Source organism: Schleiferia thermophila, assembly GCF_003337435.1.
GTDB lineage: Bacteria > Bacteroidota > Bacteroidia > Flavobacteriales > Schleiferiaceae > Schleiferia > Schleiferia thermophila.
Map to the genome: position 1 here is coordinate 255932 of NZ_QPJS01000002.1, position 15350 is coordinate 271281.

15 protein-coding genes are annotated in these 15350 nt (G+C 42.7%); 12 read left to right on the plus strand and 3 right to left on the minus strand.

Going from position 1 to position 15350, the window contains the following annotated elements; all coding sequences use genetic code 11:
* Positions 1–4: 4 nt before the first annotated feature.
* From DES35_RS06255 to hpf, 7 genes are all read left to right on the plus strand, one after another.
* Positions 5–907 (plus strand): SDR family oxidoreductase, encoded by a 903-nt coding sequence (locus DES35_RS06255; RefSeq protein WP_037357211.1) that lies wholly within the window; start codon positions 5–7, stop codon positions 905–907.
* 67 nt (positions 908–974) lie between these two features.
* Positions 975–2849 (plus strand): sodium-dependent transporter, encoded by a 1875-nt coding sequence (locus DES35_RS06260; RefSeq protein ID WP_244906327.1) that lies wholly within the window; start codon positions 975–977, stop codon positions 2847–2849.
* Between the two features lie 110 nt (positions 2850–2959).
* Positions 2960–4051: a helix-hairpin-helix domain-containing protein gene (locus DES35_RS06265; protein ID WP_037357215.1), complete on the plus strand. Its 1092-nt coding sequence runs from the start codon at positions 2960–2962 to the stop codon at positions 4049–4051.
* A 12-nt stretch (positions 4052–4063) separates the two neighbouring features.
* On the plus strand, positions 4064–5224 hold the full coding sequence (locus tag DES35_RS06270) for an acyl-CoA dehydrogenase (protein WP_037357217.1): 1161 nt from the start codon (positions 4064–4066) through the stop codon (positions 5222–5224).
* 64 nt (positions 5225–5288) lie between these two features.
* Entirely contained in the window at positions 5289–5483 is a 195-nt protein-coding gene (gene rpsU, locus DES35_RS06275; RefSeq protein WP_037357219.1) for a 30S ribosomal protein S21, read from the plus strand.
* Between the two features lie 62 nt (positions 5484–5545).
* Complete coding sequence (locus DES35_RS06280) at positions 5546–6439, plus strand: tyrosine-type recombinase/integrase (protein ID WP_114366125.1); 894 nt, start codon at positions 5546–5548, stop codon at positions 6437–6439.
* Between the two features lie 12 nt (positions 6440–6451).
* A complete protein-coding gene (gene hpf / locus DES35_RS06285; RefSeq protein WP_037357223.1) occupies positions 6452–6751 on the plus strand; it encodes a ribosome hibernation-promoting factor, HPF/YfiA family in 300 nt (99 codons plus the stop codon).
* A gap of 58 nt (positions 6752–6809) precedes the next feature.
* Here hpf and DES35_RS06290 read toward each other — a convergent pair whose 3' ends face one another.
* Positions 6810–9131 carry a TonB-dependent receptor gene (locus DES35_RS06290; protein WP_051889191.1) on the minus strand — a complete coding sequence of 774 codons (2322 nt, stop codon included), beginning with the start codon at positions 9129–9131 and terminating at the stop codon, positions 6810–6812.
* A gap of 410 nt (positions 9132–9541) precedes the next feature.
* On the opposite strand from DES35_RS06290, the gene DES35_RS06295 reads away from it, so the two are divergent.
* The 5 genes from DES35_RS06295 to DES35_RS11420 all read left to right on the plus strand — a co-directional run bounded on the left by DES35_RS06295 (position 9542) and on the right by DES35_RS11420 (position 13577).
* Positions 9542–10426 carry a T9SS-dependent choice-of-anchor J family protein gene (locus DES35_RS06295; RefSeq protein ID WP_037357227.1) on the plus strand — a complete coding sequence of 295 codons (885 nt, stop codon included), beginning with the start codon at positions 9542–9544 and terminating at the stop codon, positions 10424–10426.
* Positions 10427–10533: 107 nt separating this feature from the next.
* Positions 10534–11460: an isoaspartyl peptidase/L-asparaginase family protein gene (locus tag DES35_RS06300; RefSeq protein WP_114366126.1), complete on the plus strand. Its 927-nt coding sequence runs from the start codon at positions 10534–10536 to the stop codon at positions 11458–11460.
* Positions 11457–12752: a Type 1 glutamine amidotransferase-like domain-containing protein gene (locus DES35_RS06305; protein WP_114366127.1), complete on the plus strand. Its 1296-nt coding sequence runs from the start codon at positions 11457–11459 to the stop codon at positions 12750–12752. The genes DES35_RS06300 and DES35_RS06305 overlap by 4 nt, the downstream gene beginning before the upstream one ends.
* Positions 12749–13309 (plus strand): carboxypeptidase-like regulatory domain-containing protein, encoded by a 561-nt coding sequence (locus DES35_RS06310; RefSeq protein WP_114366128.1) that lies wholly within the window; start codon positions 12749–12751, stop codon positions 13307–13309. Before DES35_RS06305 ends, DES35_RS06310 begins: the two co-directional genes overlap by 4 nt.
* 64 nt (positions 13310–13373) lie before the next feature.
* A complete protein-coding gene (locus tag DES35_RS11420) occupies positions 13374–13577 on the plus strand; it encodes a hypothetical protein (protein ID WP_125039407.1) in 204 nt (67 codons plus the stop codon).
* Between the two features lie 260 nt (positions 13578–13837).
* On the opposite strand, the gene DES35_RS06315 is transcribed toward DES35_RS11420, so the two are convergent.
* Both DES35_RS06315 and DES35_RS06320 read right to left on the minus strand, forming a co-directional pair.
* On the minus strand, positions 13838–14803 hold the full coding sequence (locus DES35_RS06315) for an L-threonylcarbamoyladenylate synthase (protein WP_114366129.1): 966 nt from the start codon (positions 14801–14803) through the stop codon (positions 13838–13840).
* Entirely contained in the window at positions 14803–15210 is a 408-nt protein-coding gene (locus tag DES35_RS06320) for a DUF4293 family protein (protein ID WP_037357240.1), read from the minus strand. Before DES35_RS06320 ends, DES35_RS06315 begins: the two co-directional genes overlap by 1 nt.
* Positions 15211–15350: the final 140 nt, after the last annotated feature.

The following is a 15350-nucleotide window of genomic DNA, read 5'->3' on the forward strand; positions in this document are numbered from 1 at the left end:
GATAATGAAAATACTCGTAACAGGCTGCAATGGTCTTCTTGGAAATAAACTGACCGAGCGTCTTAAAAATCACCCTCATCATCAGCTGATAAATACCTCACGGGGAATAGACCGATATATTAGGCCGGGAGGATACATCTATGAAAACCTCGATATAACCAATAAGCATGAGGTAGAAAAAGTGATATCCAAATACAAGCCCGAAATCATAATCCATACAGCAGCAATGACCAATGTAGATGCGTGCGAGCAGGACCCGGAAGGGTGCAGAAGACTCAATGTAGATGCTGTGCAATATCTCACCGATGAATGTAGGGCTTATGACATTCACCTGGTGCATATCAGCACGGATTTTATATTTGATGGTACCAATGGTTTGCTATCAGAAGAAGCCATTCCCAATCCTTTGAGCATCTATGGCAAATCAAAACTGGACTCAGAGCAGATTGTCATCAGCAGTGGCATCAGTGCTTCTATTCTGCGTACGATTCTGGTGTATGGCTATGCTCCGGGCTTATCGCGTACCAACATCGTGCTCTGGGCTAAAGGGGCTCTTGAAAAAGGCCAGCCCATTAAGGTCGTAAATGACCAGTTCCGCACTCCTACACTGGCCGAAGATCTGGCTGAAGCATGCCTGCTGGCTGCCGAGAGAAAAGCCAATGGCATATTTCATATATCAGGAAAAGAGTACATGAGCATTGTGGAAATAGTATACGCAGTAGCTGAATTTTGGGGATTGGATGCTTCGATTGTCACCCCTGTGGATTCAATTACTCTGGGACAACCTGCTAACAGACCACCAAAAACAGGATTTATCATCGAGAAAGCAAGAAAAGTACTTGGTTACAATCCTCATTCTTTTAAAGAAGGTCTGGCTATCGTGGACCAGTGCTTAAAAAACGGATAAAAAATATTTTTCATTCCGGTAATACTCGTTTTATTTGCTCATGTTTAACCTGTAAGGTGCTCTGAGCATGAAAATAGAATCGTGGGGGACACGATTGGGTTTGATCCTTGCTATGGCCGGAAACGCAGTTGGGTTGGGAAATTTTCTCCGGTTTCCGGTTCAAGCCGTGCAAAATGGTGGCGGTGCATTCATAATCCCATACCTGGTCAGTTTTCTCTTAATGGGTATCCCTTTGCTTTGGGTAGAGTGGTCTGTTGGTCGCTTTGGTGGAAAGAAAGGCATTCATTCAACACCATTTATACTCGACGCCATGGACCGCCGTCGGATATGGAAATACATTGGTGTCTTCGGGATTTTTACTAATGTAGCAGTAGCCAGTTACTATTGCTATATCGAAAGCTGGACGCTTTCATATGTTTTTCATTCCATCATAGGAACATTCAGAGGCATGTCGCAGGCAGAGGTGGCTCAGTTTTTTGTGGATTATACAGAAATTGATAAAACTACTCTTGGTATTCCTTATGAGGCCGTACTATTTTACATTCTTTGTCTTGGGTTGAATACCTGGATTCTTTCCAGGGGACTTGCCGGCATAGAAAAAGTAGCTGTAGTGGGTGTTCCGTTGCTGTTGATATTTGGAGCTTTCCTGGCTTTTCAAGGCCTTACCATTGGGACATCAGGTGCCACGGCAGAACATCCCGATGCCAACTCATGGGAGGGCATAAATTTTTTGTGGACACCTCAGTTTGACAGTCTGCTAAACCCAAAAGTCTGGTTGGCTGCAGCGGGGCAAATCTTTTTTACCCTATCTGTAGGCATGGGCACAATTCAATGTTATGCCAGCTATGTAAGGGCTAAGGAAGATATAGCGCTAAATGCTACATCTGCAGGCTTCACTAATGAGTTCGTAGAAGTAGTACTTGGTAGCCTTATTGTCATCCCTATAGCAGCCGGCTATCTGGGTATAGATTGGGTGCGTGAAAATGCCGGATTTGGCATGGCCTTCCAAACGATGCCCTATTTGTTTGACAAATGGGGAGCTCTCCTTGGAGCATTGTCGGGGGTTTTTTGGTTTGGATTGCTGTTTTTTGCAGGGATTACTTCCTCTTTGGCTATGGGCACTCCATGGGTTGGTTTTATGCAGGATGAATTTCGCTGGACACGTGAAAAAGGAGCTTTATCATTTGGATTGATTATACTCGCTTTCGGTTTACCTACAGTTTTGTTCTTTCATCAGGGCGTTTTCGATGAATATGACTACTGGGGGGGAACTGTTTCGCTGGTGATTTTTGCTTTGATTGAAATAGTACTTTTTGCTTGGATTTTTGGCATTGATAAGGGATGGGCAGAACTTACTGAAGGATCCGATATTAAACTGCCAATCATTTACAAATACATCATTAAATACGTTACACCTATCTTGCTCTTTTTTGTATTTTTAGGTTCGTTTATTGCTCCTCCTGTTGAAAAATTAATTGTATTAAAGTCACCTCAAAGTCAAAATAAAGACTTTTTAGATCTATTGCTGGAAAATGGATTTGAAGTAATAAATACAGGAAATAAAACCACACTGAAATCAGATGCCCAGACATTTTCAAAAAATTTTAGAAATTCAGTTTATTTTGAGAAATTCATTCAAGACCAATTCAGCATTTCTCCCGAGGCCTATACATTGACTGATTTTCAAGACTGGAAAGGTAATTTAAAATCGTTAATCAGCGGCAAGGGTTGGAAATTGGACAACAACTCCCTGATCTCAAAAATTTCCAACACAGATATCAACGAAAAACTTAGACATACCACAAATCCACAGGAAATTGAATCTTTGAAAGAACAAAAATTTTACATCAATCTAGCTAGATCATTGTTGTCTGTTATGTTTCTGGGAATAGCATTTCTGGTACACATTGCCTACAAAAAGCGAAAGATAGCTTTGCTATGAATATATCCGCCTTGATTTTCATGATAGTTACCCAGGCTCTGATTACCGGAGTCACCCTTTATCTCTACATAAAAGTACTAAAAAAGCCTAATGGAAAATAATTCCTTAGTATGTGGCAAAGAATTAAAGAATATTTTGCCATTACCAAATCTGAAAGCAGAGGTTTGGTGGTTCTTTTCTCATTGATTATGTTTCTTTGGGCATTGAATTTTTATTTAAAATATTATGCTAAAGCACATCTGGCCAGTTTTGGGTATGAAATACTTAAAACTGAGCAAGTAGACATCCTTCCTAAAACTCAAGATCCGGAAGCAGAAAAGTCTTATTTTGAAATTGGCAATTTTAATCCAAACGATATCAGCTACGAAGATTTGATCAGGAGTGGATTAAGCGAAAGATTGTCACGTTCGATAGTCAATTACCGGAAGAAAGGTGGGAAATTTTTCACCGTCGAAGAGTTGTATAAAATTTATCACATGGATTCAGCCTGGGTCAGATTTCAATCGCCATATCTGATTTTTGACTCTAAATCTGGCGACTATGCCACTCAACAGAAGGTAAAGCTCAAACCTTTTGACCCCAATCTTGCTGATTCAATGGAATTCTTTAGCTTGGGTTTTAAACCATGGCAAATCTCAAATTTGCTTAGATATAGAAGCCGAGGTGGAAAGTTTTTTAAGAAAGAAGACTTAAGAAGGTTGTATGGAATTGACTCGATTTTTTATCGAACTCTTGAGCCTTACATACAAATTGCTTCGGATGGTATTAATAAAGAAAATGATGAAAACACCACGGTAGCTTTGACAGATATCAATTCAGCCGATAGTGCGACTTTGGTGTCCATCAGAGGAATAGGTCCTACGTTGGCACATCGAATTATAAGATACAGAAATTCATTAGGAGGATTTGTTCGGGAAGAGCAACTTCTGGAAGTCTATGGAATCGACAGTTCGAGATTTGAATGGATTAAACCACAAATCAGCCTGGATACATCACTGATCAGAAAAATCAATATAAATACCACTTCAGAAGAACAACTGATCGTACATCCCTACATAAGCTCTGGCCTTGCAAGAGAGATCGTGGCGTTCAGAAAAAACTTTAGGCTGTTTCAAAGCGTTTTTGAAATTGAGAAATTAAATTTGGCAAAAAATAAGGATTTAAGTAAACTGTATCCTTATTTAACAACAGGGGAAAACTAAAGTACTTACGCTATGATTGAGACCAAAACTTCATTTGACTTGTCATTTACCGACACTCAAAAAATGATTATTGATGCAGTAAGAGAGTTTGCAGAGAAACACATCAGACCACACGTTATGGAATGGGATGAGGCTCAGCATTTTCCTATAGATGTAATGAAAAAACTCGGAGAAATCGGATTGATGGGTGTTTTGGTGCCAGAAGAATACGGAGGAGCAGGACTCACATATGACGAATATGTAGCTGCCATCATCGAACTGGCAAAAGTGGATCCATCGATCGGGCTGTCGATGGCTGCGCACAATTCTCTCTGTACCGGTCACATACTTCAGTTTGGCAATGAAGAGCAGAAGCACAAATATCTCCCTCTCCTGGCCACCGGCCAATGGATAGGAGCATGGGGTCTCACAGAAGCTGGTACCGGTTCTGATGCTGGAGGAATGAATACGACTGCCGTTCGCGATGGAGATTATTGGATAATAAATGGTTCAAAAAACTTTATTACACACGGCAAATCGGGAGATGTAGCGGTGGTAATAGTAAGAACGGGAAAAAAAGGCGATTCTCATGGCATGTCGACTTTTATCATAGAAAAAGGTACGCCTGGATTCTTTGCCGGCAAAAAAGAAAATAAGCTCGGAATGAGAGCATCCGAGACGGCTGAGTTGATTTTCGACAATTGTCGAGTACATCACTCTCAGATGATTGGTGAAGAGGGAGAAGGTTTTATTCAAGCGATGAAAGTATTGGATGGAGGACGAATATCAATAGCTGCACTGTCTGTAGGCATAGCAAAAGGTGCCTATGAAGCCTCCGTAAAATATGCTAAAGAAAGAGTTCAGTTTGGAAAACCCATTGCTCATTTTCAGGCCATTGCCTTTAAGCTGGCGGATATGGCCACCCAGATTGAAGCCGCCGAATTGCTTACATATCGGGCAGCTTATTTAAAAAATAACGGGCATAAGGTTACTAAAGAAGGGGCTATGGCAAAACTCTATGCCTCTGAAGTAAGTGTCAGGATAGCGAATGAAGCTGTTCAAATTTTTGGCGGATATGGCTTTACGAAAGATTTTCCGGTTGAAAAATATTACAGAGATTGTAAATTGTGCACGATAGGAGAGGGAACGTCTGAAATTCAAAGACTTGTGATTTCAAGAAATGTGTTGAATTAATTTCAATGAAACGTATGAATGTTTATCTTTGCACCCCAAAATAAATCTGAAGAAGTTTAAAAACATGATTCACGTTACAGTTAAAGAAGGTGAAAGCATCGAGAAAGCGTTAAAACGCTATAAAAAAAAGTTTGATAAAATCGGCATAGTCCGTACCCTCCGTGATAAACAACACTTTACCAAGCCATCGGTAAAAAGGAGAAATCAAATCCTGAAAGCCATTTTTACTCAGAAAATCAGAAGTCAACAAGAGGCCTGACGTTTTAAAATTGTACATAAATTTAGCCGGTCAAAATACTTTTGATCGGCTATTTGCTTTTTATGACTAATCAGCTCCTTCTGAACGAGTACTTCGCCTACTTGCAATCGCTTAGAAATGCATCGGAGCATACCCTAGCAGCGTATAAAAAAGACTTGTCGGACCTTGGAGAGTATTTTGACCATCAGGACTTTAGAAAATTAACTGGAAGGCAGTTGAGGCACTATGTTTCTCAATTGTCGGCGCTTAGACTCCGTCCGTCCACTGTCAGAAGAAAGATTTCAGCCTTCAAATCTTTCTTTAAATTTCTAAAAAAAAGAGGGGTGATACATTCAAATCCAGCTCATCATCTTACTTTTCCGAAGCTGCCAAGAAAGCTTAAAGATATTCCACGGGAAAAGGAACTTAAAAAACTTCAGGATATTGTAGAACAAATAAGCCAGAAAGGGGATTTTGAATCGGTTAGAAATCTCGTCATTGTTGAGCTTTTGTACTGTACCGGACTGAGGAGACAGGAACTGATTGATTTGACTGTCGAAAGTATTGATTTTTACAGCAATACAATTCGGGTAAGAGGAAAAGGAAACAAAGAGCGCATCGTGCCTGTAAACGATTATCTGCGCCAATTATTAGAAAAATATTTGAAAATGAGGCAAGAACTAGACAATTGTGATCACTCTGCGCTTTTTTTGACCAAAAAGGGCAAAAAAGTGAGCAAAACGCTTGTTTATATAATTGTTAAATCATACCTTGGTGCTGTTTCTGAGGTAAACCAAAAAAGCCCGCACATGCTTCGCCATGCTTTTGCTACTCATTTGCTCAACAGGGGGGCGGACCTCATGAGCATAAAAGAGTTGCTTGGGCACAGCAGCCTGGCAGCTACTCAAGTTTACACTCAGAACGACCTCCAAAAACTCAAATCAGTGTATAACCGCTTCCATCCAAGAAGCACTTAAAACCCAAAAGCTATGGTAGTAAGAATTCAATCCGTTCACTTCACAGCCGATCAGAAGCTGATCAATTTTATTCAAAAGAAAATGGACAAACTGGACACCTTTTATGACCGCGTTGTAGACGCTGATGTATATCTGAAATTGGAAAACACCAGCACACGGGAAAATAAAATCGTAGAGATAAAAGTCAACATTCCGGGTAATGATATTGTAGTAAAAAAAATTGCCTCTACATTTGAGGAGGCTACAGACATGTGTGCTGATGTGTTATCTAGACAACTTCGAAAAGAGAAAGAAAAAGTAAAAATGGTCTAAACTGTAAAGTATAAATTTGATGAGAAAAGGCTGCCCACAAGGCAGCCTTTTCTGTATGTTAAAATGCATAGTTAACTGATACAGTGGGTAGTATTGGCAACTGATCCACGCGTGTAGCTCTACCCCTGTCGTAATAAAAAATGTTATTTCTATTTAACAGATTGGTGGCTCCGGCACTGATTTCGAGTTTTTGATTTTCCTTGATTTTGAAAGACCGCTTGGCACTGATGTCAAACCGATGATAGTTGGGCAATCTGGCAGAGTTAAGATCACCATAGATGTATCCAACTACACCGTTTTCTTGTACAAAATTGTAATTGGCAAAGGGTTGATTGAACTGATTGGTAAAGTTGAGTTGTACAAAATTCCCCTGAGTTGGTGTAAAGGGAAATCCTGTACCAAAATTGTATCGGACCGAAAAGTCCCATTCCTTGTTTTTACCCGCATTGTAGGTATAGACCATGTTGAGATTATGACGTCGGTCAAAAACCGGGAAGTATTCGATTTGTCCGTCGAATCGGGTGATTCTTGCAAGTGAATAGGCAAGCCATAAATAATGATTCTTTTCTTCGTACTTGAGCAGGAAGTCGACACCCGATGCCAGACCGGTTTCAATGATAAAGTCTTTGGAGAGCTCCTCAGGCTTTCCTGGGGTTCCTTCTTCGTAAATTTTATTTCTGTTTAAGTTGTAGTTGATAGCAAAATCTTTGATATAACCTTCAATGGTCAAAGTAGTCTTTCTGGTGATGTCATATTCCAGGCCTGCTATGTAATGGTATGCGGTCTGTGATGAGAGGAAAAAGTTTCTGCCGTTAAAGGTAGATGGAATACTTGTTGGCCCTCCTAAAAAGCCATAGAACAAATTGACTACATCGCGGTCTGAGTTGGCCCCCACAAGATTCTGAGAATAAACACCGGCAGAGGCCTTAATCCTAAAGTCTTCGGTCCAGTTGTATTTGGCTCCAATCCTTGGCTCAAAGGACAAGTCACTCAAACTTGCGTAATAGTGCAATCTGACTCCTGGTTCGATCAGAAATCTTCCCGTGTTGAGCCGATAGGATAAGTATCCTGCCAATTCTGTGGAATTGTCGTCGTTAAAAATTCTCTGTCCCACTGGGTTGATAAGGAGCAACTCTGTTCTGTAGCCTATGGCTTGTACTCCGAATTTGAGTTCGTCGCTTTTCCGCATCAAATAGGTAAAATTGATGCCTCCATTGAATCCGCCCACTTCGCTGGAACGGGGTTGTCCGTCGCCAAAATCGGCCTCTATGTTGTACCTGGTGTAACCAAAATTCCCATCAATGATGACACTGGTTCCTTCCGGTACTATGGTAAAGTCCGTACCTCCACCCAGTTGAGTCCAATTGATGGAGTTGGTTCCATCAAAGGTCACGGCATCATCGAAATAAAAGCCAAAAAGGTTTAATCCTGCACCTGAGCCTGAAGAAACAGATACTTTACCATAGTAGTCATTAAATTGAAATGGCAGGCCGCCAAATTGAGATTCGATATATGGATAAAAAATTCTATCCGTGCGATTGAGGAAACTGTTTTTGGCAGATAGAATAAAAGATATATACTCGTTGGTTTCGTCGTTTTTCCACAAAGGTCCTTCGAGCAAGACTTTGGATGTGAACGTACTAAGGGAAAATTTTCCGGCTAATCTGTCGCTGTTTCCATTCTTGGTTTTAAAATCCATCACCGAGGAGTTTCTACTGCCGTACTGAGCTCCGAAACCTGCGGTATAAATATCGGCCGAACGAATTATATCGGGATCAAAAACGGAGTAAAAACCAATGCTGTGAAAGGGATTGTAAATAATCATATTGTCCAGAAGGACTAGGTTTTGTATAGGAGCGCCACCTCGGATGAAAATCTGCCCCCCCTGGTCACCGGTAGATACTACACCCGGCAACACCTGAATAGCACGCATAATATCAGCATCACCACCGGCTGAGAAACTTTCTATTTTCTTGGGGTTTAGTGAAATCACTCCGGTTTGAATTTTAGTTTGGGCTTCAATTTTCTGTGCACTTATTTCCACCTCCCCTAAAAATTCGGTAGAGGGTTTCAATCCTATTCGCTCGTTTTGGACTCTGTTTGCTACTACTGTCACCTGTTTGGTAAAGGTTTCGTACCCTATCAGGCTTATGGTCAGTTTATAAGTACCTGGATTTACATTAGGTAAAACAAAAAAACCATCCTCATTGGAGATGGCTCCAATTTTCCTTTCTGCCTCAAGGATCACATTCACATATGGCAACGGCTCGCGTGTTTGTGCGTCAAACACATATCCTCTCACCCTTCCCTGGGTGGGTGTTTGACCATTGACCCCAACTGAGAGGAGAAATGTCAAGAGTAGCAGTCCAAATAACCTCATTAGGAATAATTTTAGCAAATTTATCTTATCTGTAAAGAGCATCACCAGGTAATGAAGTTTTTACAAATCCTTTAGAATAAGGTTAATAATGAAACTATAAGCTCAAATCTTACTGGATGAATTTTTCTTCTTAAAAAACATGAAAGTTGTTTTAATGATTTATAAAAGTTTAATTATTTTTGTTCTGAATATGAAGGTATTTTTCTTTCATAACCGACATTTTAAGACCTGCCAAAAGCTTGGCTTGCAACCTATCTTTAACTGTTGAATACACCATGGCAGGTAGATGCAATCCTCTGACCCTCAGATTGCATCATCCTTAAATTTTTTATTAATCCGTGTACATGTGCTTTTCGTAGGGTCAATTTCCTGATTATTTCCATCAGCAATTCATCTTAAACTCAAATACCATGAAAAAAGTGTATTCACTGGCTACAGCAGTAGTCATTTGGGCCTCTGTCGGAGCCCAACAAGTATATTTCGAAAATTTCGAAAACGGAATGCCCTCAAACTACATCCTGGTGAATCTGGATGGGCTCACACCCGATGATCCAGGACTGGCTACGATGAAAGACAGTGCCTGGACAGTGCGTCAAATCACTGCTCAAGGATGGCCACACAATCTCAGCGCCTTTTCGGTCAGTTGGTATGTCAACGATCAGGGACCTTCTGATGACTGGATGATATTACCCCCGATCGCTATTGGATCAGACGCCATTTTGAAGTGGTCGGCACTGGCCATCACTTCATCGGGTTTGTATCGCGACAGATATCAGATTTTTATCAGCGAAGACACTTCAATAGCCTCTTTTGCTGCTAATCCTCCAGTATTTGATACCTCTGATAGTGGTGAAGTGGCTACTCCTGTAAATCGCCAAATAAGTCTTGCAGCTGCCGGATGGGCTAACAAAACCATACGAATAGCCTTCAGAAATTGGACAAAGCCTTACAATCCACCCATCAGTCAAGGTGGCAATGAGCTCGCAATAGATAATATTGAAGTTATCAATTCATCGACCGGACTTTCTGAAATCAGCAATCTTAAAGGGTTATCGGTCTATCCAAATCCAGCGAAGGATTTTATAAGACTTTCTTTCAACCTGGACAAAGCGGATGAATTGCAGGTATTTATCCTTGATTTGGCAGGAAAAGCTGTCAAAAACTACAAACTTGGTCAGTACCAGCCCGGTGAAAATCAGGTTCAAATTGACGTAAGTGACATCAAATCAGGCGTATACTTTTTGAGCATCGAAGGCGTTGGCACTATCGCAAGTCAAAAGTTTTCCAAGTTTTGACATCATCCGATTAAAACCCTGATCATCCTGCCCGGTTGTAGGGATTTTCCAGGCAGATTGTCTTTTTTAACATTTCAAATCAATCTATCCAGACAAAATAAGATTACATGCGATACACGCTGGCATTGCACGGAGGAGCTGGTACGCTGCTACCTGAAGTCATCACTCCGGCTGAGAGGAAGGAATTTACTCAAGCTTTGGACGATGCCCTCAAAACAGGGCTGGAATTGCTGAAAAAAGGTAGCAGTGCTGTAGAAACTGTAGTACACACTGTAGCAAAACTCGAAGATTGTCCCTTGTTTAATGCAGGAAGAGGTTCGGTTTTCAGCCATGATGGTCGGCACGAGATGGATGCAGCTGTAATGAATGGCGCTGACCGAAAGGCCGGTGCGGTAGCTTCTGTTTCCGGTGTAAAAAATCCGGTAATACTGGCCCGGACCATTATGGAACATTGCCCTCATGTGTTTTTATCAGGCGCCGGGGCCGAGGAATTTGCACGTCTTCATGAAATTGATTTTGAGTCAGAAAAGTGGTTTTACACCCGGCACAGATATCGCCAATGGCAAGCAGCCAAAGCCGATAATGCCCTGCTGCTTGACCATACCCCCGATGATGTAAAATACGGTACGGTGGGTGCAGTGGCCTTGGACGTACATGGCCAACTGGCTGCTGCTACTTCTACCGGAGGACTTACCAACAAGAAGTTTGGAAGAATCGGGGACACCCCATTGATTGGATGCGGTACCTATGCGGATGACTTAGTTGCTGTATCGTGTACCGGTTGGGGTGAATTTTTTATACGAACGGTGGCCGCACACCAGGTGGCCATGCGTCACAGGCTTGGGGAGACCCTTCAATCTGCCTGCCATTCTGTGATAGATGACATAGAAGTCCTTGGAGGTGATGGAGGACTTATTGCCGTCAATGTCAGAGGTGAGATTTCCATGCCGTTTAATACACCTGGCATGTATCGGGCTGCCGGCGGCAGCCATATTGAAGGTTTTGTCAAAATTTTTAATGAAAAAAAGCCATGAAAAAATTGCTCATACCCTTCGCAATAGCAACTACAACGTTTCAAATCAGTGGTCAATCATACGACCTCTACCACATCGGAAGCATGAACGATACGGTGGTAACCCCTGAAAGAGGCATTGTACTAATGGGGGGTGGAGGTGAAAACGACCAGGCCATGCGCTGGTTTCTTCAGCGGGCCAATGGCGGTGATGTGGTAGTACTACGAACTTCCGGAGGAGCTGGTTATCAAAACTATCTCTATCATCAGCTCAATGTGCCGATACATTCAGTACGAACATTGGTTTTAAAATCCCGCCAACATAGTTTCGATTCCGTGGTGGTTGATATACTTAGCAAGGCTGAGGCCATTTGGATTGCCGGAGGCAATCAGGCGACTTATGTCAATTTTTGGAAAAACACTCCCGTAGACAGCCTTATCAATCATCTCTATCACTCCAAAGGGGGTGTGGTAGGAGGTATCAGTGCTGGTATGGCTGTCCTGACTGGCTATTACTATTCAGCACTCAATGCTAGTGCAGAATCAAACGTGGTACTGATGAATCCTTTTCACGCTAGCATCACTCTGGGTGCAAATGACTTTATTCAACTGCCTCATCTTCAAAGGGTGATTGGCGATACTCACCTCAACAACCCCGACCGCCGTGGCAGGCTTACCGTATTTATGGCCAGATTGCTTGCAGATCACGGTCATCCGGTTTTGGGTATTGGAGTGAATGAATATTCAGCTGTCTGCATAAACGACAGCGGTATTGCCCGGGTGTTTGGCGAATATCCGAAATATCCTGATGACCGTGCCACCTTCGTTCGCCTTGGTTGTGTGCCCCCTTTTGAACCAGAAAACCTTCAGCAAAATACGCCACTTACCTGGAACCGAAGCAATGCTGCCCTGTTTGCATTCGTAGCGCCGGCTGATACATTAGGCTCCGTTACCTTGGACTTAAATGACTGGAAAACCTCCACTGGTGGTGGTTTTTGGGAAAACTGGTATGTGATAAACGGCTCTTTCAGCTCAGTGCCCGCATCCCATACCCCTACCTGCAGTGCATACAGTGGACTCGGTTTTCCTGACGAAGGTAGCCATCTGAGAGGAGGCGTTTCTCCTAATCCAGCTGTCGATAAGTTAACCATCCAAATAAGTCATCCGGGCGATTATACCATCACTGATGTTACCGGCCGCATTATTAGGGTTGGCCATTGGTCTCCGGGGGAATTTATTTCTGTATCTGAGTTGCATAGCGGCTTGTACATGATTCAAATTCACGGTTACACGTTCAAATTCAATAAAATATGAAGGCGCTATGTATTGTTGTTGCTCTGCTGATCACATGTCAAATTCTGTCGGCACAGCATGAGGTTTCCGGCCGGGTCACCGATGCACGAGGCGAGCCCCTTCCCATGGTCAATGTCACCTTAAGAGGGACGTCTTTAGGTGTTTCAGCCAATGAGGAGGGCAGGTTCAAAATCTCAATACCGTCCGAAAGGGCAAATGACGGAGTCTTGGTCTTTAGCTTCGTCGGCTATAAAAGCACATCCATTCCCATACAAGGGCGGAAGAACATCGATGTTGTACTGAAGGAGGATCAACTGATGCTCGAAGAAGTAGTAATCACCGCCATTGGCATCAGTCGTGAGCGTAAGCAGATTGGTTATGCTTTGCAAGACGTAAAGGGCGATGAAATCGCCCAAAGCCGTGAACCCAATCTGATCAATAGTCTAAATGCCAAAGTAGCGGGTGTACAGATCACCTCTACTTCAGGAACACCGGGCGCTTTGGCAGCCTTTGGGCTGCCTGCTCAGTCACTGACTCCAGGATCAATCTCTCCGGGCAGGCAACGCAATCGGCCGTGACTACTTCAACAATCCGAACACCCGCTCGATGAATATAAACATCCAACTTAATTTCTAACGCACCATGAAGACAAACCTTCTTTTATTCTTGATATTTATCAGTGCTACATCGAGCCGAATGGATAACCTTAATAAAACCCCCAATCGCCCCATTGAAGTACCTCTAAATACACTTCTCCCGTCTGCACGGCGAAATACGGCTAACGTAACCGGTCGGGAAGTTTGGCAATACTCCAACCTTCTTGCCAATCAGATGCTTGGCACCTAACTACAACCTCAGCAAATCAGCCTATATCAGATTGACGAAGTTTCCTTTGGGTATAGCGATATGTACATACGCGATGCACAACCCAGAAATAGGGTAAGCTCATCAATCCCTTAACCAAATAGCTAAACACTTGCATCCTTTCTGGTGCTTCACCAGATCTGCAAACCTGGTTCTGGTAGGACTAATGAGAAGATCTCTCTTCAGGACAAATGGCAACTCTCCAGATAATTCCTGAATTGAAATGACAAAGAATTACCACATCAAAGTAATTCTGTAGCTGCACGCGTTAGGCGGTCATTGATGGCAGAGCCAAGTCCGTGGTCAGGTACTCTCTCGGCTATAATGAGCTTAATGTGAGGATTAGAGTCGAGCTCTCTGAGCAATGAAAATAAACGTGAGGCTGCTTTGCGATCGTCGTAAGGGTCTGAAGAAAGAAGGTACTGGATTTTATGACCTGTGAAGGGGGTACAAGAGCGCAAAAACGCTATTTCGGGCTGACCGGCATAATGAGCAAAGACGGATTCATCGGATGTGAGGATCAGCTTTTTCCGAGGAGCATAATGCGTTGTAAGCATTCCCGGCGCGCGGGGATTGGAAATAGAATGTGTAAGCGACTCTGGTGTATAACCTAATGCATCGGCTATTTCACGGATCGAAATTCCGCCGAGACGCAGCACTTTACAAGGTGAGGTGGTGCAGTCTACAATGGTGCTTTCAAGACCGACCTGACATACGCCACCATCGAGAATATAGGGAATTTGCTCGCCAAGTTGGTCTGCGACATGTGCCGCATTTACAGGGCTGATGTATCCGAAGGGATTGGCACTGGGTGCAGCCAGAGGAAAGTCTAAAATACTCAGCAACTGGCGAACAATCGGGTGTGCCGGCATGCGTATTCCTACTGTAGGCAACCCTGCAGTTACAATATCAGGGATTACTTCCGCCTTTGGAAGGACTACGGTAAGCGGGCCAGGCCAAAAGGTTTGAACAAGTCTGATCGCATCGGTAGTGACCTGACCGGAAGTGAAAGCCCTTAATTGCTCTACAGAATGAATATGTACAATTAGAGGATCAAACGCAGGCCTTTTTTTGATCGCAAAGATGAGAGCTACAGCCTCAGCGTCAAGTGCATTGGCAGCAAGACCATAAACAGTCTCCGTGGGAATGGCTACTACCTGGCCTGATTTTAGCAGAGCAGCTGCGTGTCGGATATCGGTGCCAATCATCAACGTATGCGGTCAGCTGAGCGGACTTTTTCCTCGTCGCGCATTATGGCTTTGTTGGCCAGAGCAACAAGCACAATAAAGGCTAATGGCATCCAAAAACCTATGTCAGTGACATGTGCTTCAGTTTTTTGAATTATAAGAAACTTATACAGAATAAGCCCCATTGCAACCATAGTGGTAAAAATAGCAATTCGACCCAGAATTATTTGCAATTTGCGAGTTTTATAGAGAAATATTGCAGACAATGCGTCCATGGTGCTTATCAGTATAAGTGCAAAAAAAATTATATTGTCTCTGGCTAAAATGACGTGGGAATCGGCAGAAGTCATCAGTGGAAGTCCTGCCAACAGAGCTCCATGAAGCAATACAGCAAGGGTAAGATACAGTGTTTGAATACGCTGCCACATTAGAAGAAAATTTTGAACAAAAATGCAGCAGAATTTTTGACAATGAAAATGGCACCTTAATATTGCAACGTCATTAAGGGTTCTGCTTACAGCTGATCAGCTGAAATTAGCTCCACTAAAAATCTCATACAGTTACTTGG